We start from the raw sequence: 21,267 nt of genomic DNA, 5'->3' as shown, positions 1-21,267 counted from the left end.
GCTGAACGTAAAACGGCACCTTACAGGTGCCGTTTTTGTTCCTGCCGCGTTGAGTTCATTTAACGCCGCGTGCCAGCGTTCTTTTCGCCTCGCCCGCCGCTTGTTCCTGTCCTGATGTCGATAATGCTTCGGCCGCCTGCAACCAGCGCTGCGCATCGACGTTGGCTGGCAACTGCCGGGGCGACTGGATCAGCACCGCCCAACTGCCCGCGTCTTTCCAGGCCGATGCGAAGCTGCTGAAACTCATTGAATAGCGACGGTTCATGCCTGCGTTGAGCAGCACGGTCTCCTTGATGCGGTTGTAACCGATCAGCACCGCATAACGTGGCCCTTTCCACAGTACAGAGCCCTGGGCAAAACGCAGCATCACCGGATAGCCCGCCGAGACCTGAGTCAGCAGGTCCTGCAACTGGCCATCAAGCGGGTACACCATGAAACCGTATTCACGCGCGACCTTCTGCATGTTCTGCTCGAGCCGGTCCTCGGCACCCGGCAATTGCAGCGGCTTGTCGAGCAAACCAGGCGTCGTCTGCACCTGCTGGTTGGCCAGCATGCTTGCCAGCACCATCGGCCCGCTTTGATAGGCATTACCCCGGAAGAACGGCACCGAAGTCAGCTCGACCCGGTCAGGAAGGCGCTTCATCTCCGGCGTAACCATCGATGAACAACCGGCAAGGCCAATCAGCATGGCCCCGATCAGCCATGAACGCAGTGCACCGGAAGTACCGGTAAAGAAAGAAACCGACAGCATGTTCACTCACTTCAACTGTTGTCGGGCAACCCGCGACCCGACCTGAGCACCGATGATAGAGCCGACCGGGTTCCGGGGATAGCCACGCGTGGCACCTCGGCCAACAGAGTGGCGAAAATAATTCATAGCCCGATGCCACTGGTCAATTAACCGAAACATGCCCCGTACTAGACTGTCAGTTATCAAGACCGCAACAAAAAGCAGGAATGTGGAGGCACTTATGAGCCTGGAATTGACAATAGTGATGCTGATCGCTTCGTGGCTTGCCGTCGCCAGCGCGATGCTGTGGGGGGTGATGCGTATATCCCGTCGCCATCATCAGCCGCGCAGTGTCGAGCCGCGTACGGTACAACCGGCTGTACTTGCAAAACACATCAAGGCCCCCGCTGTCGCCGCAAACTGATTTACAGGGTATGAGCAGCGCTTAGCTGATCTGCCCTCCTCAGCGTATTTGCCCGCACCTTGAATGCAAAAGGTCGACCCTGTTGCCAGGGCCGACCTTTTTTACCGCTTCGCCCGTTATCAGTGCGTGGACACCTGGGTACCGGCTTTCTTGCGTCTTGCCCTGCGTACCAGCATGTTCAAGGCTTCAACGGCTGCCGAGAAAGCCATGGCCGCGTAGATGTAACCCTTGGGCACATGGGCGCCGAAACCTTCGGCGATCAGTGTCATACCGATCATGATCAGGAAGCCCAGCGCCAGCATGACCACCGTCGGGTTGTCGTTGATGAATTTCGCCAGCGGGTTGGCTGCAACAAGCATCACCACGACAGCAGAGATTACCGCGATGACCATGATCGGCAGGTGTTCGGTCATGCCCACGGCAGTGATGATACTGTCGATGGAGAACACCAGGTCCAGCATCAGGATCTGTACGATCGCCGCGCTCATGCTCAACATCACCACCGAACCCAGGGCTTTCTCCTCCTCGGTCTTGATGTCCATGCTGTGGTGAATTTCCGTCGTTGCCTTCCACACCAGGAACAGGCCACCGGCAATCAGGATCATGTCCTTCCATGAGAACGCCTGGCCGAATACCTCGAAGACCGGCTCTGTCAGCTGCACGATGTACGCAACGGTACTGAGCAGACCCAGGCGCATCACCAGCGCCATGCCGATACCCAGCTTGCGAGCCTTCTCGCGCTGATGTTCAGGCAGCTTGTTGGTGAGAATCGAGATGAAAATCAGGTTATCGATGCCCAGTACGACTTCCATCACCACCAGTGTCGCCAGCGCGATCCAGGCTGCCGGACTTGTCGCGAGTTCCAATAGGTATTCCATAGATCACTGCCCTGCCTGCGCCAATAGTTATAAGTCAGATTTCTTTATCAGACGTGTTTTCGGTTTCAGCCGAGTTTGGTGGTGATTCCTGCAACGAAAGTTCCTGCCTGGCGTCGTCCAATGCCTGGGTCGCAGCTTTATGGGTGTCATCGACCACCTGTTTTGCACTGTCAGCTGCGGCGTTCACCACATGCTTGGTGGAAGACTCTAGCTGATCGCACCCTGCCACTACCAGCAGCGAACCGCTCAGTAATACAGCGTAAAGGGCTTTGTTCATGGGCTCCTCGGTTGTGAAGCCGGGCGGCATGTTCAGCCCGGCGTTGGAGCGGATTCTAGACATCTTGAAACATAAGGAAAATTCGATTTTATAAGTCGTATACTTCGGTTTTACCGAATCGGCTGAAATTATGCTCAATTACCGCCAACTCCACTACTTCTGGGTCGTGGCCAAGACCGGCAGCATCGTGCGCGCCTGCGAACAGCTGAATCTGACCGCGCAGACTGTCAGCGGGCAGATCAGCCTGCTCGAGGCGTCGCTTGGGGTCGATCTGTTCCAGCGCGTCGGTCGGCAGCTGGAAATGACCGAAGCAGGCCGCCTCGCCCTGCCCTATGCCGAACAGATGTTTCAGTTGGGCAATGACCTGGAAAACCTGTTGCGCTCACAGCCGGATGAACAGCAATTGCTGTTGCGCATTGGGGTGGCCGACGTCGTGCCCAAGTCCATTGTCTACCGCCTGATTGCCCCGACCATGACGCTGGATGAGTCCATTCGCATCACCTGTCGCGAGGACAAGCTGGAACGACTGCTGGCAGACCTGGCCATCCAGCGTCTGGACCTGGTGATTTCCGACAGCCCCATGCCGCCGCATCTGGACATCAAGGGCTACAGCCAGAAGCTGGGAGAATGCGGGGTCAGTTTTTTCGCCACGCGTGAAATGGCGGAGCGTATCGGGACAAATTTTCCGCAGTGCATGCATGGAGCACCGCTGCTGATTCCGGGTCAGGAGACCGTGGTTCGAGGCAGACTGATGCGCTGGTTTGCCGAACAGGGCATTCAGCCACGCATCATCGGCGAATTCGATGACAGCGCACTGATGAAGGCGTTTGGCAAATCCGGCAGCGGCGTGTTCGTGGCGCCCAGCGTGATCGCCGACGAAGTGCAGAACCAGTATGGCGTACAAGTGATTGGCCATACTGATGCGGTGACCGAATCGTTCTACGCCATCACCGTGGAGCGCAAGGTCAAGCACCCCGGCGTCGTCGCCATTGCCGAAAGTGCTCGGAATCAGCTGTTTACCGATGCTGGCTAAGCCGGGAGCGGCCCCGGATCACGCTTGATCAACAGCAGCGCCAGCACAATCGCCAGCACAATGATGCCCGCAGCGGCAAAACCGACGTTGCCCAGCCCCAGGTGATCAATGACCCTGCCGCCGATCACCGCGCCGATGCCAATGCCGAGGTTGGCACCAGCGATGTTCAGTGACGCCGCGAACGCAGGCGCTTGCGGCGCGGCCTTGATCAACCGCACATGACTGACCAGAAACAAGGCCGCCTGGGTGATACCCCAGACCGCCAGCGCGAGTGGCAAGGCCACCACCGAATGGATGCTCGGCACCACCGCGACCATGCCAACCACCATGAATGCGCAGAACACCAGGCTGGCAATCAACGGATGGCGGTCGACCATGCGCCCGCCCAGCGAGTTGCCCAGCAAGCCGACAGCGCCAAAGCCCATCAGGCACCAGCCCACCAGAGCGCCGTCGAAACCGGCAAGACGCTCGAGCATGTCCGCCAGATAGGTATAGGCCGTGAACATGCCGCTGAACACCAGCACCGAGAGCAGCACGTGCCCCTGCATCATCCGGCTGCGCAAGATGCCGAACTGCTTAAGGATCGATACCGGGTTCTGCCTGGCAGCCGTCTTCGGCAGATAGACCGTCAGCAACAGTGCCTTGGCGAACGCCAGAGCGGCCAGAACCAGAAAGGCCGTGCGCCAGCCGAAGGCATCGGAGATCAGGGTACCGATGGGAATGCCGAATACCGTGGCGCAAACGATGCCGAAACCGATCCTGGCAATTGCCCGGCCTGCGAACTGCGGACCGACAATGTCCACGGCGGTCTCGCTGGCCAGCGCCCAGAACACCGGTAACCCCAACGCAGGAATCAGCCGGGCGATCCCCATCACGGCGATATTGGGCGCCAGCGCCGCCAGGACATTTGCAAAGCCGAACAGCACCAGGATGCTGACAAACAAGCGCTTGCGCTCGAAGCGCGAAAAATAGGCGGTCAGAAAAGGACCAAAGGCGGCGACGGTAAACGCAAACAGCGTCACCAGCAGACCTGCCTGGGAGACCGTGACATTCAGGTCGCGGGCAACCGCTGGCAAAAGACCGACGATGACGAATTCTGTGGTCAACACGGTAAACCCGGCGGCTGACAGCAGAAGGATGGGCAACAACATGAATACTCCAGAACAACAACAGAGCCCGCTGCAACAGCGCGGCCTGCGGGAGGGGGATTAAAGTAGCTTGAAGATGACTGTCACGCCAATGTTTCGCACTGGCATGCATTTTGTGAAGCAGTGCCTGCGACGCCTTTGCGCTTGATACCGCGCAAGACTGCAGATGTGTGACGCGGAGCGTCACCCAATGCATGCCAACGCAGAGCATTGGCACGATAGTCAGTTGGCTTTGTGTATAACGCCGGGGGCCGAGACCATCAACCAGGTCTCAGCCCCGCACTGTTTAGAACTTGCCCATAAAATCGCGCTTGCCGATTTCAACGCCGTTATGGCGCAGCAGATCGTAGGCAGTCGTGACGTGAAAGAAGAACTGCGGCAAGGCGTAGCTGAGCAGATAGGCCTGACCGTTCAGGCGTTTTTCCTTTTCAGTGCCGGGGCGCAGGACGATTTCGATGCCTTCCTTGCCGTCGACCTGATCAGGAGTGATGCTGCCGATGAACGCGAGTGTCCTGGCAAGCAGTGCCTGCAACTCGGCAAAGGTGGTTTCGGTGTCATCGTACTGCGGGATCTCGACGCCTGCCAGACGCGCCGACGCACCCTTGGCAAAATCGACAGCGATCTGCACCTGACGGGTAAACGGCAGCATGTCCGGGAACAGACGCGCCTGCAGCAGGGCTGGTGGCTGGATTTTCTTCTCGGTCGCGTAAGCTTCGGCTTTGGTCAGAACGTCGCTCAGCGCGTTGAGCATTTGCTGAAAGACAGGAATGGAAGCGGCGTACAGGGAAATAGACATGACATATCCTGATTGAGAAAGGCGCAATTATAGACCCACACGACGCCAAACGCCGTGACACTTTTCAGCGCCCCTGCAGATCCGTGCAGCAGACGCTGGCAATAATGTCCGCCACGCCCTACGCTGATCCACCGCCATCACTCAGGGAAGCGTCATGTCCATCGAATCGTCCTCCACCGAATCCTCCCCGAATACCGAGGCGTTACAACTCAACGGCACTGAAGTGCGCATTCTGGGCTGCCTGATCGAGAAACAGGCGACCAACCCGGAAACCTACCCGCTGACCCTCAATGCACTGGTGACGGCCTGCAACCAGAAGACCAGTCGTGACCCGGTCATGAACCTCACCCAGGGTCAGGTCGGCCAGAGCCTGCGCGCCCTGGAAGGCCGCGGTCTGACGCGGCTGGTCATGGGCAGTCGCGCCGATCGCTGGGAGCACAGGGTCGACAAGGGGCTGGAGCTGGTCCCGGCGCAGGTGATACTCACTGGCCTGTTGCTGCTGCGCGGGCCGCAGACCGTCAACGAGCTGCTGACCCGCAGTAACCGCATGCATGATTTCGAGGACAGCGAGCAGGTCGTCCACCAGCTGGAACGCCTGATCGCCAGAGGTCTGGCGATGCTCGTGCCGCGCCAATCGGGCCAGCGCGAAGACCGTTACATGCATCTGCTCGGTGACCCGGAATCGCTACAGGAACTGCTTGCCGCTCGCCAACAGGCACCGGAGCGACATTCTGCAAGCCCGGCGGCCAACTCGCGTATCGATGAACTGGAGGCACGGGTCGCGACCCTTGAAGAACGCCTGGCCAGACTGGAGCACGCCGAGGAGTAACGCGCCCTGCCCGACCTGACGGCTAGCCGGCTCTTGCGAAGGCTGCAGCCTGCTGATACTGCTCGTCGGTCGGGCGCACGCCGGTATAGAGCACAAACTGCTCCAGTGCCTGGATCGCCGCCACTTCATCACCACTCACCACACGCTTGCCCAAACGACGTGCAGCCTGGATCAGCGGCGTGTCGGCGGGGGTAGCCACCACATCGAAAACCGTTTCAGCAGCGTCGATGGCTTGCAGGTCAAACGACAGTTCGTCAGCTTGCGCGCCCTGCATGCCTAACGGAGTGACGTTGACCAGCAAGGGGGGGCGCGCACTGCCCAGCTCCGCTTGCCAGCGAAAGCCGCACGCCTCTGCCAGACGCCGGCCGGCCTGCTCGTTGCGGGCCACGATCAGCCCCTCGGTGAAACCCGCATCGCGCAGCGCGAACGCCACTGCCTTGGCCATCCCCCCGCTTCCACGCAGGGCAAACGCGCTGCGCGGCACCGCATGGCTCTCCATCAGTTGAGCGACGGCGATGTAATCGGTGTTGAACGCCTTCAGATGCCCGTCGGTGTTGACGATGGTATTGATCGACTGGATAGCGGCAGCCGAGGCGTCCAGTTCGTCGACCAGTTCGATGCAGGCCTCCTTGAAGGGCATCGAAACTGCGCTGCCACGAATCCCCAGCGAGCGTATGCCGGCCACGGCGGCGGCAAGGTCATTGGGGGCGAAGGTCTTGTAATAGAAGTTCAAGCCTAACTGCTGGTAAAGATGATTATGGAAACGCACACCAAAGTTGCCGGGACGGGCGGCCATGGACATGCACAATAATGTCTCCCTGTTAGCAGTGACGGACATCGGGTGTTTCCTCCAGACGGTAATGGCTTGAATCTTCGATAGAAGCGTATGCTACGCACCAGTGAGCGCGAGGACATACGCGGCACACCTTACATAAAATTTACTCAGCACTTTCGCAGATTCTTACAATTTCGGTGTCATAGTGTTATCCCGTGGCAGTGCTTGAGAGTGATGCAGGCGCGCGACAACGGGTTGAGAGCGAGGAACAGTCATGATTCGTCAAATCCCCAAGATCGCCTTGTTTGTAGGTGCCCTGGCCCTTGCTGGCCAGGCGAATGCTGACCGTGGCTGGGGTGGCCCTGCCGTGGTAGGTGCTATCGTAGGCGCTGCCGTTGTCGGGGCGGCGGTATCTTCAGGCCGCGACAGGACGGTGTACGTCGAGCGCGAGCCGGTTTATGTACAGCAGCAGCCGGTCTACTACGCGCCGCCGCCTGTCTACTACCAGCCGGCCCCGGTTTATCAGGTGGTCGAGCGCTACCCGCCACCGCCACCGCCAGGCTACTACCATCGTTATGGCCCGCCTCCAGGCCCCGGCTATTACTACGGCCCGCCACGCGGTCGCTGGTAACAGAACAAAAAACCCGCCTTTTCAGGCGGGTTTTTCATTGGTGTGCTCACACTATCGGCGGCCAATGCAATGCGCCCAACCCTCGTTGTTATCAATGACCACTATTGAGAGCGTCGATTTCTGACTTGCCCGCTCGCCCTCTACAGTAGCGCCATGGATTGAGGAGGCACGTATGACCAAGGTACACATCATGTCCGTCGTCGGTAGCGCAGTTCCAGCCCCGCTCAGAGAGCGCGGCCTGTTGGCCTGCTGGTACCTGATTCAGGATGGCGAACCCGTCAGCGGCCCGTTTGCGTCATTGCCTGTTGCAGAGGCCCTGTCGCGGCAAATGCAGTGCCAGCCCCTCAACAGCTGACTTCTTCTGCAAACCTCGTGCGTTGCTCCGCACATCCCTTGCCCGCCTCTTTGAAGGCGGGCTTTTTTTGCCACGGAAAAAGCCGGTAACGAGGCTCAGCCGCGCTCGGCCATGGCCGCGTTGACCTGACAGCGATGGGCCAGTTTCTGCAGGCGTTTCTCCAGCGCCATGAACACCACGCGATCGGTACGGCCACTGTCGAGTTCATCGATCAGGTCATTGGCAACCTGACGCAATTCGTAAGCCAGCACCACACGGTCATCGTTCAGGTCATGTTTATGCGACTCGAACAGGCGATGCAGGTAATCCTGCAAAGTGTATTTCAGGCTATGCCGGTCACTGGCGCGCAGATGGGTCAGGTTGAGGCTGATACGGCCCTGCAGTTCGCTCAGCTCGCCGCACAGGTACTGCATGCGCCGCGCGTAGCCCACTTCCCGGTCACGTAGCTGCTTGTGCGCCAGTTCCGCTTCCTGCTTGCGCTGGATGCCCGGTACTGCGACGGCGGCCATCAGCCCGACAATCAGACCGATCGCCTGCATCCAGCCCGCCCAGTCACTTGGACGTGAGGTAAAGCCGACCCCCAGCAGCAGAATGACAATCAATGACGCGATGATCACCAGAACTGCGTAATCCTTGCTGACAAACCCCTTGAGCATTGCATGACTCCTGAATCGGTGACCTGAATGGCATGGAATGCTAATCGGTGCGGGCCTTGCGCACCACGAATATTCAATTGAGAGGCGGTTTTTGGCAGGTTGCAGAGCAGAAAGCGACTTAACGGCAACTTAATGAACGACCGATTGCGTCATTTATTGCGCAAACGCCCACCCCAGCCCATCGACATACGGCAAAGTCTGCTCATAAAATGCAGCGTTTTGACGCGATCCCTTCCATTTACCACCTTTTATCGAGTGAGCCTTGCTCTTGAAAATCCGTCTGTCTCTTTTGGGCCTATTATTTGTACTTACCGGCCCCATGCTTTCTACCCCTACGCTGGCAAACGAACCTGCCGTCCTGAGCCGTGATCCTTCCAACCTGCACCTTGCCTCGGGCAGCGCAATGGTCATCGACCTGCAGACCGACAAGGTGCTGTATTCCAGCAACCCGGATGTGATCGTGCCGATTGCCTCGGTCACCAAGCTGATGACCGCGATGGTCGTGCTGGATGCCAAGCAGCCGATGGACGAAGTCATTCCGGTGAACATTTCCCAGACACCGGAAATGAAAGGTGTTTTCTCCCGCGTTAAACTCGGCAGTGAAATGAACCGCCGGGACATGCTGCTGATCACCCTGATGTCCTCGGAAAACCGCGCGGCGGCCAGCCTGGCGCACAGCTATCCGGGTGGCTATCCGGCGTTCATTCTGGCGATGAACGCCAAGGCCAAGGCGCTGGGCATGAAACACACGGCCTACGTCGAACCCACTGGCCTGTCGGTGTACAACGTGTCGACCGCACGCGACCTCACCAAGCTGGTGATGGCGGCGCGCAAATACCCGCTGCTCAGTGAACTGAGCACCACCGAGCAGAAGACTGTGACGTTCCGCAAACCGACCTACACCCTCGGTTTCAGCAACACTGATCATCTGGTGCGCAAGGACAACTGGGACATCAAGCTGACCAAGACCGGCTTTACCAATCAGGCCGGTCACTGCCTGGTGCTGCTCACCAGCATGGCCAACCGCCCGGTTTCAGTGGTGATTCTCGATGCGTTCGGCAAGTACACGCACTTCGCCGACGCCAGCCGCATACGCAAATGGATGGAAACCGGCCAGAGCGGCCCGGCCCCCGAAGTGGCCCTGCAGTACAAGAAGGAAAAGAATCTGGTCATGAGACAGACCGGTATTCAAGCCAGAGACTGAGTCACACAGGCAACGAAAAACGGTCGCGATGCTTGCACATCGCGACCGTTTTTATTTACCCGAACAACGCTCAGTTGTATTGAGTGACCAGCTTGGTATTCAGGTAGGCCTCAATGGCTTCGGTGCCACCTTCGGAACCGTAACCGGAATCCTTGATCCCGCCAAACGGCACTTCCGGCAAGCCGATGCCCTGATGGTTGATCGACAGCATGCCCGCTTCGATATAGGTGCTCAGCGCCTGAGCAGTCTTCATCGACGTGGTGAAGGCATAGGATGCCAGCCCGAACGGCACGCGGTTGGACTCGGCGATCGCCTCCTCTAGTGTGTCGAACGGCACCAGCAGCGCAACAGGGCCGAAAGGCTCCTCATTCATGATGCGCATGTGCGGCTTGAGGCCACTCAACACCGTCGGCTCGAAGAAATAGCCCGGTCCTTCGCCAGCCTTGCCACCCGCAGACAGCGTCGCACCACCGCGCACCGCGTCATCGATCAGATCGACCAGCGCAGGAATACGTCGATCATTGGCCACCGGGCCCATGGTAGTGCCCGCCTCCAGACCGTTGCCAACCTTGATTTCACGGGTCAGCCCGACGAATTTCTCGGTGAACGCATCCAGCACCTTGCGCTGCACCAGAATTCGCGTCGGCGATACACAGACCTGCCCGGCGTTACGGAACTTGGCGGTGGCCAGCACGCGAGCGGCGAGATCGATATCCGCATCATCGAACACCAACGCCGGTGCATGGCCGCCCAGCTCCATGGTCGCCCGTTTCATGTGCTTGCCAGCCAATGCGGCCAGCTGCTTGCCGACCGGCGTGGAGCCGGTGAACGTGACCTTGCGAATGACCGGATGCGGGATCAGGTAACCGGAGATTTCTGCAGGGTCGCCGTACACCAGCCCGATGACGCCCGCTGGAACGCCCGCATCGGCGAATGCGCGGATAAGCTCGGCAGGCGACGCCGGCGTCTCTTCCGGGGCCTTGACGATGATCGAGCAGCCCGCAGCCAGCGCCGAGGACAACTTGCGCACCACCTGGTTGATCGGGAAATTCCACGGCGTGAACGCAGCAACCGGACCGACCGGTTCCTTGATGACCTTCTGCTCGATGGACACGTTACGCGATGGCACGAGACGGCCATAACTGCGACGCCCCTCTTCGGCCAGCCAGTCGATGATGTCCGCCGCCGACAAGGTTTCCATGCGCGCTTCGGCCAGAGGCTTGCCCTGCTCCTGCGTCATGATTCGGGCAATGCTGTCCGCACGCTCGCGAACCAGGTTTGCAGCTTTCTGCATCAGCTTGTAGCGATCATAAGCCGAGGTCGCACGCCAGGTGGCAAAGCCACGCTCGGCCGCCGCCAGGGCTTCATCAAGATCGGCGATACCGGCATGCGCCACAGTGCCCAGCGCCTCGCCCGTCGCCGGGTTGATGACTGACAGCGTGCGGTTGTCGCGACTGGCGCGCCACTGACCATCGATATAAAGCTGTACGTCTGGATACATAAACACTTTCTCCATAAGTCGCTGAAAGAAACGGTGTGGCCGATGGATCAGACTCGCTGATCAGCACCGGCCATCGGCAAAAATACCAAGCGCTACGGCTCGTCGACTTTCCGACGCATCGTCACGCGCTTAGACAAGTTCGCAATACGTTGGGGCAATGGTCTCATTGGCCTGCGCTATGCTGCACTTACGACAATATTTAACTTACACAGCCTGGATTCGAGCCACCAGTCAGGGATGACGGGATCATGAACGCACAGTCTGCCGCACTGCATCATCATACGCCCCGCCTGACTGTCATTGATCCACGCGGTCTGGAGATTCGCGCGATTGATTTTCGGCGCAACCCGTTAATCGACACGCCGGAACGACTGGTAAACCGCGCAGCTCATGACGCTGCCGGGCATCCGGTCAGCTGCTGGGATGCAAGGCTCTGGGAAAGCCAGGCTGCGGTCAATCTTGCCACTGTGTTTTCCCTGAGTGGTCAGGCGCTTCTCAGCGACAGTGTCGATGCCGGTTGGCGGCTGATGCTGGCCGGTGACAGCGGCGCGGTCGTGGCTGGCTGGGATGGCCGTGGGACTGAGCGGAGCGTGCAGTATGACGCCCTGCTCAGACCCGTTGCCATCATTGAAAACGGACGCTGCGTCGAGCGGCGGCAATACGGCGGGCCGGATACCAAGGGCCATAACCAGTGCGGCCAATGTATACGCCATGATGACCCGGCTGGTTCGCGAATGGATGACGAGTTCGCCCTGGCGGGTGGCGTGCTTGAACAGACGCGGCATTTTCTCTTCAATCCCGAAAATGTCGACTGGCCAGAACCGCTGACAGAACGTGACGCCTTGCTCGAATCTGGTCCAGGCGCAACTACGCGCTGGGCACGCAGTCCGCCTGGCGATGTCATCTCGCAGACGGACGCCCAGCGTAACGTCCAGACCTTTGCCCATAGTGTGGCAGGTCATATCGAGGCCATTTCACTCAGCCTCCCCGGGCAGACAGAGCGAATTCTGATTCACAGGATCGATTACGACGCTCAAGGCCACGTAACCTCGGAAACGGCTGGCAACGGTGTTATGACCAAGGCGTTGCATGACGCCGCAAATGGCCGTCTGATTGAACTCAAAGGCACACGAGCAGATGGCCAACTGCTGCAACATCTGCTGTATGACTACGACCCGGTGGGCAATGTCCTGCGTATTGAAGATCGCGCTCAGCCGACGCGGTACTATCGCAATCAGCGCCTTGAACCGGTGTCGACTTATCAATACGACACGCTGTATCAGTTGATCCAGGCTACGGGCACGGAGTCCGCGAAACGCAATCAAGGCCCGGTTTTTCCATCATTCCAGGTTCCCCCCGACCCGACGCAGCTAGCCAATTACAGGCAAACCTATCGTTATGATGCGAGCGGCAATCTGCTGCAACTGACTCACACTGGCACCCAGTCCCACTCGCGCACTCTGGTCACTTCGCAAACCAGCAATCGCAGCCTGCCGGTCATCAACGATCAACCGCCGGATGAAGCAGCCATCGCTGCCGCGTTCGACGCCAATGGCAATCTGAGTGAGCTGCAAGCCGGGCAAGCGATGAGCTGGGACTGGCGTAATCAGTTGCAGCAAGTGCGGCCTGTGGTTCGGGAAGCGGGTGACGACGACAAAGAGCGCTATGTCTACGACGCCAGTGGGCAACGCCTGCGCAAAATCCATACGACCAAGGCGAAAGCCGTTGTCCACAATGCCGAAGTGCGCTACTTGCCAGGCCTGGAGGTGCACAGCAACAGCGCCACAGCCGAGACCTTGCACGTTATCGTCACCCAGGCCGGGCGCAACGAGGTACGGGTGTTGCACTGGCAGGCGGGTCAACCCGAAGGACTTGAAAACGATCAGGTTCGCTACAGCTTCGCCGATCATCTGGGGTCCGGCACCCTGGAGCTGGATAAAAACGCGCACATCATCAGCCAGGAAAGTTACTACCCGTTTGGTGGTACGTCGTGGTGGGCAGGGCGCAGTACGATTGAAGCCAGCTATAAAACCATTCGATATTCTGGCAAGGAACGCGATGCAACAGGGCTGTACTACTACGGCTTGCGCTATTACGCGCCGTGGTTGCAGCGATGGATCAATCCGGATCCGGCGGGCACAGTGGACGGGATGAATCTATATCGTTTTGTCAGGAATTCGCCTTTGCGGTTTGCTGATCAACAAGGGGCTGCTCCCCACGACGTTCCCCTTACAGTCGTCGCAGACGACCTTTCCGAGTTCAAGCCTGAGCAGCAATTTAAAATATTTGCCGCCAGGGATGTTGCCGTTTCGTTATTGACGTTCACGCGTTCCGAGCTGTTAAAAGCATCACCAAGTGAAGACGTAAAGGAGGCATTCGACGCAACCTTTGGGGCGCTGGCCCCCAGCGCTCGCGCCGCTACGAGTATCGACGTGGAGGATTCCTTACGGCAGATGCATGAGCTCATTGAGGGCATCGGCAGTCCAGAATCCGATCTGACGCTGTTTCTTTTTAATGGACCCGAAAACATTCTCGCATCGACTCGTTTTCAAGGCGAGTTTCAGGAATCGGTCGAACGGATTGGGGTGTCGGCCTCCCTGCTTGCCAACTACGATGTGCTGGAAGTTGCACGATCCATTATTCATGAGGCCTCCCATGTCCAACTGAATACGATGGATGCGTTTTATTATCTGACGGATGCTGGCAAGCTCCTCGTCGACGGAGCGGATGCTGCACAGGTCGAGGCGTGGTCCAGCGAGATCCGAATGTCATTAAGAGAAATCTCGCAGCATGGCCCCGACGAAGAACAATTTGATCCTGCCGACTATATAGCCGCTATGCAGGCGTTGACCAAGAATGCGCGCACCCCGGCACAGCGAAAACAAGAGTTCTTGAGCAACACAACGACCCGGACTTTATTATTGCAGATGAATGCCGACACGCTTTCGTCGCTGGTCATGGCGACCGGCCAGCCTGTCCGATATGCACAAACACGGATGAATCAGCCTGGAAATTAGGTGATCAATGGCAGTACCCGCTAGTGCAGATACAGAGTGCCATTGACGCCTGAAAAAACGGTGCCTGTCTGGGCACCGTTTCAACAAAAAAGGCGTTGTCGGGGTAATTACAGAATCGGCTTGCCGCCCGTCACTGCATAGCGCGAGCCGGAAATGTAACTGGCTTCGTCCGAGGCCAGCAGCACATAGATCGGCGAAACTTCCACCGGCTGCCCCGGGCGTCCCAGCGGTGTCTCGCTGCCGAAGCTTTTCACGTCTTCATCGGTCATGGTCGCCGGGATCAGAGGCGTCCAGATCGGGCCGGGTGCCACGCTGTTCACACGGATGCCCTTCTCGCCCAGCAACTGCGCCAGGCCACCGGTGAAGTTGGCAATCGCGCCCTTGGTGGTCGCGTAGGCCAGCAGCGTCGGCTTGGGCATGTCCGAATTCACCGAACTGGTATTGATGATCGAGCCGCCCCGTGGCATATGCGGAACCGCAGCCTTGCAGATGCGAAACATTGCGGTGATGTTGATATCGAAGGTCTTGACCCACTCTTCGTCGGAGATTTCGTCCAGCGTTTCATGCGTCATCTGGAACGCAGCGTTGTTGACCAGCACATCGATGCGACCAAACTCTGCAACGGTCTTGCTCACGATGTCTTCGCATTGCTGCTTCTGTGCCAGGTCGCCCGGCAACAGCAGGCATTTGCGGCCCGCCTCTTCGACCCAGCGCTTGGTTTCTTGCGCGTCCTCATGCTCGTTCAAGTAGGAGATCGCGACCTGCGCGCCTTCCCGTGCAAAGGCAATCGCCACTGCGCGGCCGATGCCGCTGTCAGCGCCGGTGATCAGAGCGATCTTGCCCTGCAGACGTCCGGAGCCCTTGTAGCTCTTTTCACCGCAATCGGGATAGGGGTCCATCTTGCCCTGCATGCCTGGAACTTCCTGTGGCTGACTGGCAAATGGCGGCTTTGGGTATTCTTCGTTCATCTGAATAAATCTCGCTGAATAAAAGTTCTGACTGAAGTGCTGAAGCCCTTGCCGATCGCCTGTGGCGGATACGACAAGGGCTTTCAACCAAAGGGCTGGTCAAACGCGGTTATCACGCACCTGGCTTGAGCACTACCTTGGTCCAGCCTTCATCACGCGCATCGAAGTGCTTGTAGGCGTCAGGGCCCTCTTCAAGCTTCAGGCGATGGGAAATGATCTGCGACGGCTTGGCGCGACCGTGGTGGATCAGCTCGGCGAGGCGACGGTTGTAAGCCTTGACGTTGGCCTGACCGGTACGGATCTGCTGGCCCTTGAACCAGAACGAGCCGAAGTCGAAGGCCATCTTGCCTTCCTTGGCGAGGTCGCTTTTGGCGCCCGGATCCTGCGGCACGAAAACGCCCACGACACCGATTCCGCCAGTCGCCTTGGTCGAGGCAACGAGGTTGTTCATGGTGACGTGATTGGCCTCGTGACCATGACGGTCGCAGCACTGATAACCGACACACTCACAGCCTCGGTCGGTGCCTTTGCCATCAGTCAGATTGAGGATCTGATCCACCGCGCCCTGCGCCAGCGAGTTGATCGGCGTCGCGCCCATCTTCGCCGCGAGGGCCAGACGATCAGGATGGTTGTCGACCACGAACACTTGCGACGCGCCCTTGATCATTGCCGAGTGGGCAGCCATCAGACCGACCGGGCCGGCGCCGTAGATGGCAACGCTTTCGCCAGGCAGCAGCCCGGCCAGCTCGGTGGCATGCCAGCCGGTAGGAAAGATGTCCGAGAGCATGACGTAATCTTCTTCACGCTCGGCGGCATCTTCGGGCAACAGCAGGCAGTTGAAGTCGGCATACGGCACGCGCAGCAACTCGGCCTGGCCACCTTCGTGATCGCCCATATCGGCAAAACCATAGGCCGCGCCAGCGCTGCCAGGGTTGGCGGTCAGGCAATAGCCGGTCAGGCCCTTCTCACAGTTTTCGCAAAAGCCGCAGCCAATGTTGAACGGCAGGCACACCCAGTCGCCCACCTTGATGCGGTCAACGCCGGCGCCCACTTCAATCACCTGGCCGAGGTTCTCATGGCCGAAAATGCGCCCGGTCTCGAACGACGTGCGGCCTTCGTACATGTGCAGGTCCGAGCCACAGATATTCGTGGAGGTCACTCGGACAAGCGCATCTGTCGGCTTCTGAATCTTCGCATCCGGTACGTTTTTGACACTGACGTCACGCGGACCGCTATAGACGATGGCTTTCATGTTCGGAGTCTCCTCAGTAAAAAATTCGTTAGGGCTTTTTAGGGCTCACCGAATATCTGTCACAACCAGAAGGCGCCTGTTCAAAGCGATTGCCTTTACACCTGACGAATGGTCATCGATGAGTGCGAGATAGGCTCTGTACGAAAAGTCGGCGAGCGAAGGTCAGGCGAGGCAAAAACAGGCGAGGAAGCGGAGTCTACGTGTTGTAAATGAGCATTCCGAGCCTGTTTTTAACGAAGCATCACCGAGCGCAGCCACTTTTCGTACAGAGCCTAGAGCTGTGGGCGCGTATGGATTGAGGTAAATGAGATGAACGACAAGCCCGGTAGCCGCCGCAAATAAAGGATTTGCATGCTCAATCTTATGGTATACCATCAGACGAAATACAAAATTACTCGATCCGGGAGTCATTCATGAGCTTTGAAATTCGCAAGATCGTCACGTACACCGAAGAAACCTTTATCGAGGGTGGCAAAGCCACCGACAAACCGGTCACCATGATCGGACTGGCGGCGGTGATCAAGAACCCCTGGCTGGGCCGTGGTTTCGTCGAAGACCTGAAGCCGGAGATCCGCGCCAACTGCTCTGCACTGGGCGAGCTGATGGTCAAGCGCCTCACCGATGCGATTGGCGGTGCGGAAAAAATCGAGGCCTACGGCAAGGCTGCAGTGGTCGGCGCAGAAGGTGAAATCGAACACGCCTCGGCAGTGATCCATACCCTGCGCTTTGGCAATCATTACCGTGAGGCCGTCCAGGCCAAGAGCTACCTGAGCTTCACCAACAAACGCGGCGGCCCAGGTACGTCGATCCAGATTCCGATGATGCACAAGGACGATGAAGGGCTGCGCTCGCACTACATCACCCTGGAAATGCACATCGAAGATTCGCCCCGCGCCGACGAAATCATCATAGTCCTTGGCGCCGCCAACGGCGGACGCCTGCACCCGCGAATCGGCAATCGGTATATCGACCTGGAAGAGCTGGCCGCCGAAAAGGCCCAGTGATCCATCCCCTTTAACGTCCGCGCAGGAGCGATCCATGATTCAGCTCACCGCTGAACACACCCCGGCGGGTACCAGCTATCTGGCTACCGGCCAAGGTCACCCCGTGGTGTTGATTCACGGGGTGGGTCTGAACAAGGAAATGTGGGGCGGCCAGATCGTCGGTCTGGCCACGCATTACAAGGTCATCGCCTATGACATGCTCGGCCACGGTGCCAGCCCCCGCCCCGACCCGGAGACGGGTCTGCCGGGCTACGCCGAACAACTGCACGAGTTGCTGACGCATTTGCAGCTGCCGCAGGCGGCGGTCGTCGGTTTCTCCATGGGCGGCCTGGTGGCGCGTGCGTTCGCGCTGGAGTTTTCCCAGCACCTGTCGGGGCTGGTGGTGCTCAACAGCGTCTTCAATCGCAGCGCGGAACAGCGTGCCAGCGTCATTGCGCGCACCAGCCAGGCTGCCGAGCATGGCCCGGACGCCAACGCGGGCGAAGCGCTTTCGCGCTGGTTCAGCCGCGAGTATCAGGCGGCCAGTCCGGCGCAGATTGCGGCCATTCGGCACAACCTGGCCAGCAATGATCCTCAGGGATACCTGACCACGTACAAGCTGTTCGCCACTCAGGATATGTACCGCGCCGGGGATCTGGGCGATATTCGCGCACCGACGTTGATCGCCACCGGCGAACTTGACCCGGGATCGACGCCGGAAATGGCCCGCGAACTGGCCGCGCGTATCCCCGGTGCCGAGGTCGCGATATTGCCCGATCAACGCCATATGATGCCGGTTGAATCGCCGCGTCTGGTCAACCAGGTGTTGCTCGGTTTCTTCGAAAAGATCGGCCTCGACAAACCGGCGTCCGCTCACCATTCGATCAAGGGGATTGTTGCATGAGCCTTACCCGCTTTCAGATGTGCATCGACGGTCAGTGGGTCGATGCGTTGTCCGGCAAGACCTTCGACAGCCTCGACCCGGCGCTGGCCGAACCCTGGGCGCAACTGCCGGATGCCGACGAAGCCGACGTCGAACGGGCCGTTCAGGCCGCCCAGAAAGCCTTCGAGGGGCAGGCCTGGCGCGGCCTGACGGCCACGGCACGCGGCAAGCTTCTGCGTAAGCTGGGCGACCTGATTGCCGAAAACAAGGAGCAACTGGCGCAGCTGGAAAGCCGCGACAACGGCAAACTGATTCGCGAGACCCGCGGGCAGGTCGGCTACCTGCCGGAGTTCTTTCATTACACCGCAGGGCTGGCTGACAAACTCGAAGGCGGCACCCTGCCCCTCGACAAGCCGGACCTGTTCGCCTACACCGTGCACGAACCGATGGGCGTGGTGGCCGGAATCATCCCCTGGAACAGCCCGCTGTACCTGACCGCCATCAAGCTGGCCCCGGCACTGGCGGCAGGCAACACCATCGTTCTCAAACCCTCGGAACACGCTTCGGCCACCGTGCTCGAACTGGCGCGTCTGGTACTTGAAGCCGGCATTCCGCCTGGCGTGGTCAATGTCATCACCGGTTACGGCCCGACCACTGGCGCGGCCCTCACCCGGCACCCGCTGGTGCGCAAGATAGCCTTCACCGGTGGCGCGGCCACGGCGCGACATGTGGTGCGCAGCAGCGCGGAGAACTTCGCCAAACTGTCGCTGGAGCTGGGCGGAAAATCACCCAACATCATCTTCGCCGACGCCGACCTGGACAGCGCCATCAATGGCGCCGTCGCCGGCATCTATGCGGCGTCCGGGCAAAGCTGTGTTTCCGGCTCGCGACTGCTGGTGCAGGACGAAATCTACGACGAATTCGTTGAACGCCTGGCCGAACGCGCCAGTCGGATCCGGATCGGCAATCCGCAGGATGAAGGCACCGAAATGGGCCCGATGGCCACCGCCCAGCAACTGGCCGTGGTAGAAGGCCTGGTAGCTGACGCGCTGGCCGAAGGTGCACGCCTGCGTCTGGGCGGCAAGCGACCGGCGCTGGACAGCAAAGGCTGGTTCTATGAACCTACGCTGTTCGAGTGCGATCACAATTCGATGAAGATCATGCAGGAAGAAGTGTTCGGTCCGGTGGCCTCGGTGATTCGTTTCAAGGACGAAGCCGAAGCGCTGGCCATCGCCAACGACTCCCAGTTCGGCCTCGCCGCCGGCATCTGGACCCGTGACCTGGGACGCGCGCACCGTCTGGCGCGGGATATTCGCTCAGGTATCATCTGGGTGAATACGTATCGAGCCGTGTCGGCCATGGCGCCTATCGGTGGTTTCAAAAATAGCGGCTACGGTCGTGAGAGCGGGATAGACTCCGTGCTGGCCTACACCGAACTGAAAACGGTGTGGATCAACCTTTCGCAGGCGCCCATGCCTGATCCATTTGTCATGCGTTAACGAGGCCGCTGCGATGATAGAACCCGGTATTTACAAAGAAGTCATGGCGTCATTCCCTTCGGGCGTGACCATCGTCACCACCCTGGACCCTGAGGGCAATCTGGTCGGCATTACTGCCAGCGCATTCAGCGCGCTGTCCATCGACCCGGCACTGGTGCTGTTCTGCCCCAACTACGAATCGGACACTTACCCGGTGTTGCGCGACAGCAGGAAATTCGCGATTCACCTGCTGTCTGCCGATCAGCAGACAGAAGCCTATGCGTTTGCCAGCAAGGGCAAGGACAAGACCAAGGGCATCGAGTGGCAGTTGAGCGAGCTGGGTAACCCGCTGCTGGGCAACTCCACAGCGATCATCGAGTGTGAACTGTGGCGCGAATACGACGGCGGCGATCACGCGATCATTGTCGGCGCGGTAAAAAATCTGATCCTGCCCGCGACGCCGGTCACACCGATGATTTATCACCGGGGCAAGATGGGCGCACTGCCAGCCATCGTCTGAGGCGGCTCAGGGCGGTTTTGGTGGTTGCAGGCATGGGCGTGATAAACTCGGCCACGACCCGGGTTCATCCGTCCGGGCCATGCAGCAGCCCGCGCAGTGTGCGGGTTGCCGACATGAGCGAGACTTTATTTCCAGTCACGTTTTTACTTTGACAGCCCCATTCCGAGCACACCCGATGAAACGCCTGCCTCTCGACGACACCTTCAAGGTCAACCGCAACCCCGTCACGCTGCGCGAGATCGTGCTGGACAAGCTGCGCAGCGCAATCATGAACTTTCAGCTGCTGCCGGGTGACCGTCTGGTCGAGCGTGATCTGTGTGACCGCCTCGGTGTGAGCCGCACCTCGGTACGCGAGGCACTGCGCCACCTGGAATCCGAAGGTCTGGTCGAGTTCGCCGATGCCAAGGGCCCGCGTGTTGCCATCATCACGCTGGCTGACGCGTGCGATATCTACGAGCTGCGCTGCGTGCTCGAAGGCCTGATCGTTCAGCTGTTTACCCTGCGGGCCAAACCCAAGGACATTCGCGCACTGGAAAAAGCCCTGGAGGAAAATCGTCAGGCGCTCAAGGAAGGCGAACTGCAGCAGGTGATCGACTCGGTCCAGGGTTTCTACGATGTACTGCTGGAAGGCTCGGGCAACCATGTGGCCGCGACCCAGTTACGCCAGTTGCAGGCGCGCATCAGCTACCTGCGCGCCACCTCGGTATCCCAGGAAAACCGCCGCGGTGCCAGCAACAAGGAAATGGAGCTCATGGTCGAAGCGATCAAGAGCGGCGACCCGCTGGCCGCGCATCAGGCGTCGGTCGATCACGTACGCAACGCCGCACGCGTGGCGCTGGAATACCTCAAATCCAAGCAGGACGAAGTCAGCAAAGTCCGTGACATCGTCGCCCCCGTCGCGCTGAAAGAACCTCGCATAGGTCGCTGAA

The 21,267-nt window shown here is 59.3% G+C and carries 22 protein-coding genes; 12 read left to right on the top strand and 10 right to left on the bottom strand.

Annotated elements, in window-relative coordinates:
• Nucleotides 1-55 precede the first annotated feature (55 nt).
• Nucleotides 56-751, bottom strand: a complete 696-nt coding sequence (locus tag KUIN1_RS12665; protein WP_011267670.1) for a hypothetical protein — start codon at nucleotides 749-751, stop codon at nucleotides 56-58.
• A gap of 220 nt (nucleotides 752-971) precedes the next feature.
• Here KUIN1_RS12665 and KUIN1_RS12660 point away from each other — a divergent pair, with 220 nt between their 5' ends.
• The gene (locus KUIN1_RS12660) at nucleotides 972-1,154 is read left to right on the top strand and encodes a hypothetical protein (protein ID WP_024641991.1); all 183 of its coding nucleotides are present in this window, start codon (nucleotides 972-974) and stop codon (nucleotides 1,152-1,154) included.
• 119 nt (nucleotides 1,155-1,273) lie between these two features.
• Here KUIN1_RS12660 and KUIN1_RS12655 read toward each other — a convergent pair whose 3' ends face one another.
• Both KUIN1_RS12655 and KUIN1_RS12650 read right to left on the bottom strand, forming a co-directional pair.
• Nucleotides 1,274-2,032, bottom strand: coding sequence for a TerC family protein (locus KUIN1_RS12655; protein ID WP_011267668.1), 759 nt, complete (start codon nucleotides 2,030-2,032; stop codon nucleotides 1,274-1,276).
• 34 nt (nucleotides 2,033-2,066) lie between these two features.
• On the bottom strand, nucleotides 2,067-2,309 hold the full coding sequence (locus KUIN1_RS12650) for a hypothetical protein (RefSeq protein WP_003405475.1): 243 nt from the start codon (nucleotides 2,307-2,309) through the stop codon (nucleotides 2,067-2,069).
• Between the two features lie 130 nt (nucleotides 2,310-2,439).
• On the opposite strand from KUIN1_RS12650, the gene nhaR reads away from it, so the two are divergent.
• Nucleotides 2,440-3,342, top strand: a complete 903-nt coding sequence (gene nhaR, locus KUIN1_RS12645) for a transcriptional activator NhaR (RefSeq protein ID WP_003405479.1) — start codon at nucleotides 2,440-2,442, stop codon at nucleotides 3,340-3,342.
• Here the strand turns inward: nhaR and KUIN1_RS12640 are convergent.
• Together KUIN1_RS12640 and KUIN1_RS12630 are read right to left on the bottom strand one after the other, a co-directional pair.
• Nucleotides 3,339-4,493: an MFS transporter gene (locus tag KUIN1_RS12640; protein WP_116886502.1), complete on the bottom strand. Its 1,155-nt coding sequence runs from the start codon at nucleotides 4,491-4,493 to the stop codon at nucleotides 3,339-3,341. The genes nhaR and KUIN1_RS12640 overlap by 4 nt on opposite strands.
• 283 nt (nucleotides 4,494-4,776) lie before the next feature.
• Complete coding sequence (locus KUIN1_RS12630; RefSeq protein WP_003405482.1) at nucleotides 4,777-5,286, bottom strand: DUF1993 domain-containing protein; 510 nt, start codon at nucleotides 5,284-5,286, stop codon at nucleotides 4,777-4,779.
• Between the two features lie 154 nt (nucleotides 5,287-5,440).
• On the opposite strand from KUIN1_RS12630, the gene KUIN1_RS12625 reads away from it, so the two are divergent.
• Nucleotides 5,441-6,115 (top strand): YceH family protein, encoded by a 675-nt coding sequence (locus KUIN1_RS12625; RefSeq protein WP_152092019.1) that lies wholly within the window; start codon nucleotides 5,441-5,443, stop codon nucleotides 6,113-6,115.
• 22 nt (nucleotides 6,116-6,137) lie between these two features.
• Here the strand turns inward: KUIN1_RS12625 and KUIN1_RS12620 are convergent, their stop codons facing one another.
• A complete protein-coding gene (locus KUIN1_RS12620; RefSeq protein ID WP_003369293.1) occupies nucleotides 6,138-6,953 on the bottom strand; it encodes a shikimate 5-dehydrogenase in 816 nt (271 codons plus the stop codon).
• Between the two features lie 211 nt (nucleotides 6,954-7,164).
• Here KUIN1_RS12620 and KUIN1_RS12615 point away from each other — a divergent pair, with 211 nt between their 5' ends.
• Nucleotides 7,165-7,521, top strand: coding sequence for a hypothetical protein (locus KUIN1_RS12615; RefSeq protein WP_003410180.1), 357 nt, complete (start codon nucleotides 7,165-7,167; stop codon nucleotides 7,519-7,521).
• A 172-nt stretch (nucleotides 7,522-7,693) separates the two neighbouring features.
• Nucleotides 7,694-7,876, top strand: coding sequence for a hypothetical protein (locus KUIN1_RS12610; RefSeq protein WP_003405489.1), 183 nt, complete (start codon nucleotides 7,694-7,696; stop codon nucleotides 7,874-7,876).
• 95 nt (nucleotides 7,877-7,971) lie between these two features.
• On the opposite strand, the gene KUIN1_RS12605 is transcribed toward KUIN1_RS12610, so the two are convergent.
• Nucleotides 7,972-8,532 (bottom strand): hypothetical protein, encoded by a 561-nt coding sequence (locus tag KUIN1_RS12605; RefSeq protein ID WP_003405490.1) that lies wholly within the window; start codon nucleotides 8,530-8,532, stop codon nucleotides 7,972-7,974.
• A 268-nt stretch (nucleotides 8,533-8,800) separates the two neighbouring features.
• On the opposite strand from KUIN1_RS12605, the gene pbpG reads away from it, so the two are divergent.
• Entirely contained in the window at nucleotides 8,801-9,736 is a 936-nt protein-coding gene (gene pbpG, locus KUIN1_RS12600) for a D-alanyl-D-alanine endopeptidase (RefSeq protein ID WP_032611021.1), read from the top strand.
• A gap of 70 nt (nucleotides 9,737-9,806) precedes the next feature.
• Here pbpG and KUIN1_RS12595 read toward each other — a convergent pair whose 3' ends face one another.
• On the bottom strand, nucleotides 9,807-11,237 hold the full coding sequence (locus tag KUIN1_RS12595) for an NAD-dependent succinate-semialdehyde dehydrogenase (RefSeq protein WP_024642542.1): 1,431 nt from the start codon (nucleotides 11,235-11,237) through the stop codon (nucleotides 9,807-9,809).
• 248 nt (nucleotides 11,238-11,485) lie between these two features.
• Between KUIN1_RS12595 and KUIN1_RS12590 the strand changes: the two genes are divergently transcribed.
• Nucleotides 11,486-14,254 (top strand): RHS repeat domain-containing protein, encoded by a 2,769-nt coding sequence (locus KUIN1_RS12590; protein WP_148193385.1) that lies wholly within the window; start codon nucleotides 11,486-11,488, stop codon nucleotides 14,252-14,254.
• Between the two features lie 107 nt (nucleotides 14,255-14,361).
• Here KUIN1_RS12590 and KUIN1_RS12585 read toward each other — a convergent pair whose 3' ends face one another.
• Together KUIN1_RS12585 and KUIN1_RS12580 are read right to left on the bottom strand one after the other, a co-directional pair.
• Nucleotides 14,362-15,222 carry an SDR family oxidoreductase gene (locus tag KUIN1_RS12585; protein WP_011267661.1) on the bottom strand — a complete coding sequence of 287 codons (861 nt, stop codon included), beginning with the start codon at nucleotides 15,220-15,222 and terminating at the stop codon, nucleotides 14,362-14,364.
• A 112-nt stretch (nucleotides 15,223-15,334) separates the two neighbouring features.
• Complete coding sequence (locus KUIN1_RS12580; protein WP_096126739.1) at nucleotides 15,335-16,474, bottom strand: glutathione-independent formaldehyde dehydrogenase; 1,140 nt, start codon at nucleotides 16,472-16,474, stop codon at nucleotides 15,335-15,337.
• 413 nt (nucleotides 16,475-16,887) lie between these two features.
• Between KUIN1_RS12580 and KUIN1_RS12575 the strand changes: the two genes are divergently transcribed.
• The 5 genes from KUIN1_RS12575 to KUIN1_RS12555 all read left to right on the top strand — a co-directional run bounded on the left by KUIN1_RS12575 (nucleotide 16,888) and on the right by KUIN1_RS12555 (nucleotide 21,266).
• On the top strand, nucleotides 16,888-17,478 hold the full coding sequence (locus tag KUIN1_RS12575; protein ID WP_058398510.1) for an amino acid synthesis family protein: 591 nt from the start codon (nucleotides 16,888-16,890) through the stop codon (nucleotides 17,476-17,478).
• A gap of 34 nt (nucleotides 17,479-17,512) precedes the next feature.
• Nucleotides 17,513-18,361: an alpha/beta fold hydrolase gene (locus KUIN1_RS12570; protein WP_024638817.1), complete on the top strand. Its 849-nt coding sequence runs from the start codon at nucleotides 17,513-17,515 to the stop codon at nucleotides 18,359-18,361.
• A complete protein-coding gene (locus KUIN1_RS12565; protein WP_152092018.1) occupies nucleotides 18,358-19,839 on the top strand; it encodes an aldehyde dehydrogenase in 1,482 nt (493 codons plus the stop codon). Before KUIN1_RS12570 ends, KUIN1_RS12565 begins: the two co-directional genes overlap by 4 nt.
• Nucleotides 19,840-19,852: 13 nt before the next feature.
• Nucleotides 19,853-20,338, top strand: a complete 486-nt coding sequence (locus KUIN1_RS12560; RefSeq protein WP_152092017.1) for a flavin reductase family protein — start codon at nucleotides 19,853-19,855, stop codon at nucleotides 20,336-20,338.
• A 175-nt stretch (nucleotides 20,339-20,513) separates the two neighbouring features.
• On the top strand, nucleotides 20,514-21,266 hold the full coding sequence (locus KUIN1_RS12555; protein ID WP_003405525.1) for a GntR family transcriptional regulator: 753 nt from the start codon (nucleotides 20,514-20,516) through the stop codon (nucleotides 21,264-21,266).
• The last annotated feature ends 1 nt before the right edge of the window (nucleotide 21,267 follow it).

This window comes from Pseudomonas sp. KUIN-1 (genome assembly GCF_009176725.1).
Taxonomy (GTDB): Bacteria; Pseudomonadota; Gammaproteobacteria; order Pseudomonadales; family Pseudomonadaceae; genus Aquipseudomonas; species Aquipseudomonas fragariae.
This window is presented reverse-complemented; position numbering and strand designations above follow the sequence as displayed.

Coding starts and splice junctions, on each gene's coding strand:
- KUIN1_RS12665 (WP_011267670.1), bottom strand. CDS start 751: ATGCTGTCGGTTTCTTTCTTTACCGGTACTTCCGGTGCACTGCGTTCA.
- KUIN1_RS12660 (WP_024641991.1), top strand. CDS start 972: ATGAGCCTGGAATTGACAATAGTGATGCTGATCGCTTCGTGGCTTGCC.
- KUIN1_RS12655 (WP_011267668.1), bottom strand. CDS start 2,032: ATGGAATACCTATTGGAACTCGCGACAAGTCCGGCAGCCTGGATCGCG.
- KUIN1_RS12650 (WP_003405475.1), bottom strand. CDS start 2,309: ATGAACAAAGCCCTTTACGCTGTATTACTGAGCGGTTCGCTGCTGGTA.
- nhaR (WP_003405479.1), top strand. CDS start 2,440: ATGCTCAATTACCGCCAACTCCACTACTTCTGGGTCGTGGCCAAGACC.
- KUIN1_RS12640 (WP_116886502.1), bottom strand. CDS start 4,493: ATGTTGTTGCCCATCCTTCTGCTGTCAGCCGCCGGGTTTACCGTGTTG.
- KUIN1_RS12630 (WP_003405482.1), bottom strand. CDS start 5,286: ATGTCTATTTCCCTGTACGCCGCTTCCATTCCTGTCTTTCAGCAAATG.
- KUIN1_RS12625 (WP_152092019.1), top strand. CDS start 5,441: ATGTCCATCGAATCGTCCTCCACCGAATCCTCCCCGAATACCGAGGCG.
- KUIN1_RS12620 (WP_003369293.1), bottom strand. CDS start 6,953: ATGTCCGTCACTGCTAACAGGGAGACATTATTGTGCATGTCCATGGCC.
- KUIN1_RS12615 (WP_003410180.1), top strand. CDS start 7,165: ATGATTCGTCAAATCCCCAAGATCGCCTTGTTTGTAGGTGCCCTGGCC.
- KUIN1_RS12610 (WP_003405489.1), top strand. CDS start 7,694: ATGACCAAGGTACACATCATGTCCGTCGTCGGTAGCGCAGTTCCAGCC.
- KUIN1_RS12605 (WP_003405490.1), bottom strand. CDS start 8,532: ATGCTCAAGGGGTTTGTCAGCAAGGATTACGCAGTTCTGGTGATCATC.
- KUIN1_RS12595 (WP_024642542.1), bottom strand. CDS start 11,237: ATGTATCCAGACGTACAGCTTTATATCGATGGTCAGTGGCGCGCCAGT.
- KUIN1_RS12590 (WP_148193385.1), top strand. CDS start 11,486: ATGAACGCACAGTCTGCCGCACTGCATCATCATACGCCCCGCCTGACT.
- KUIN1_RS12585 (WP_011267661.1), bottom strand. CDS start 15,222: ATGAACGAAGAATACCCAAAGCCGCCATTTGCCAGTCAGCCACAGGAA.
- KUIN1_RS12580 (WP_096126739.1), bottom strand. CDS start 16,474: ATGAAAGCCATCGTCTATAGCGGTCCGCGTGACGTCAGTGTCAAAAAC.
- KUIN1_RS12575 (WP_058398510.1), top strand. CDS start 16,888: ATGAGCTTTGAAATTCGCAAGATCGTCACGTACACCGAAGAAACCTTT.
- KUIN1_RS12570 (WP_024638817.1), top strand. CDS start 17,513: ATGATTCAGCTCACCGCTGAACACACCCCGGCGGGTACCAGCTATCTG.
- KUIN1_RS12565 (WP_152092018.1), top strand. CDS start 18,358: ATGAGCCTTACCCGCTTTCAGATGTGCATCGACGGTCAGTGGGTCGAT.
- KUIN1_RS12560 (WP_152092017.1), top strand. CDS start 19,853: ATGATAGAACCCGGTATTTACAAAGAAGTCATGGCGTCATTCCCTTCG.
- KUIN1_RS12555 (WP_003405525.1), top strand. CDS start 20,514: ATGAAACGCCTGCCTCTCGACGACACCTTCAAGGTCAACCGCAACCCC.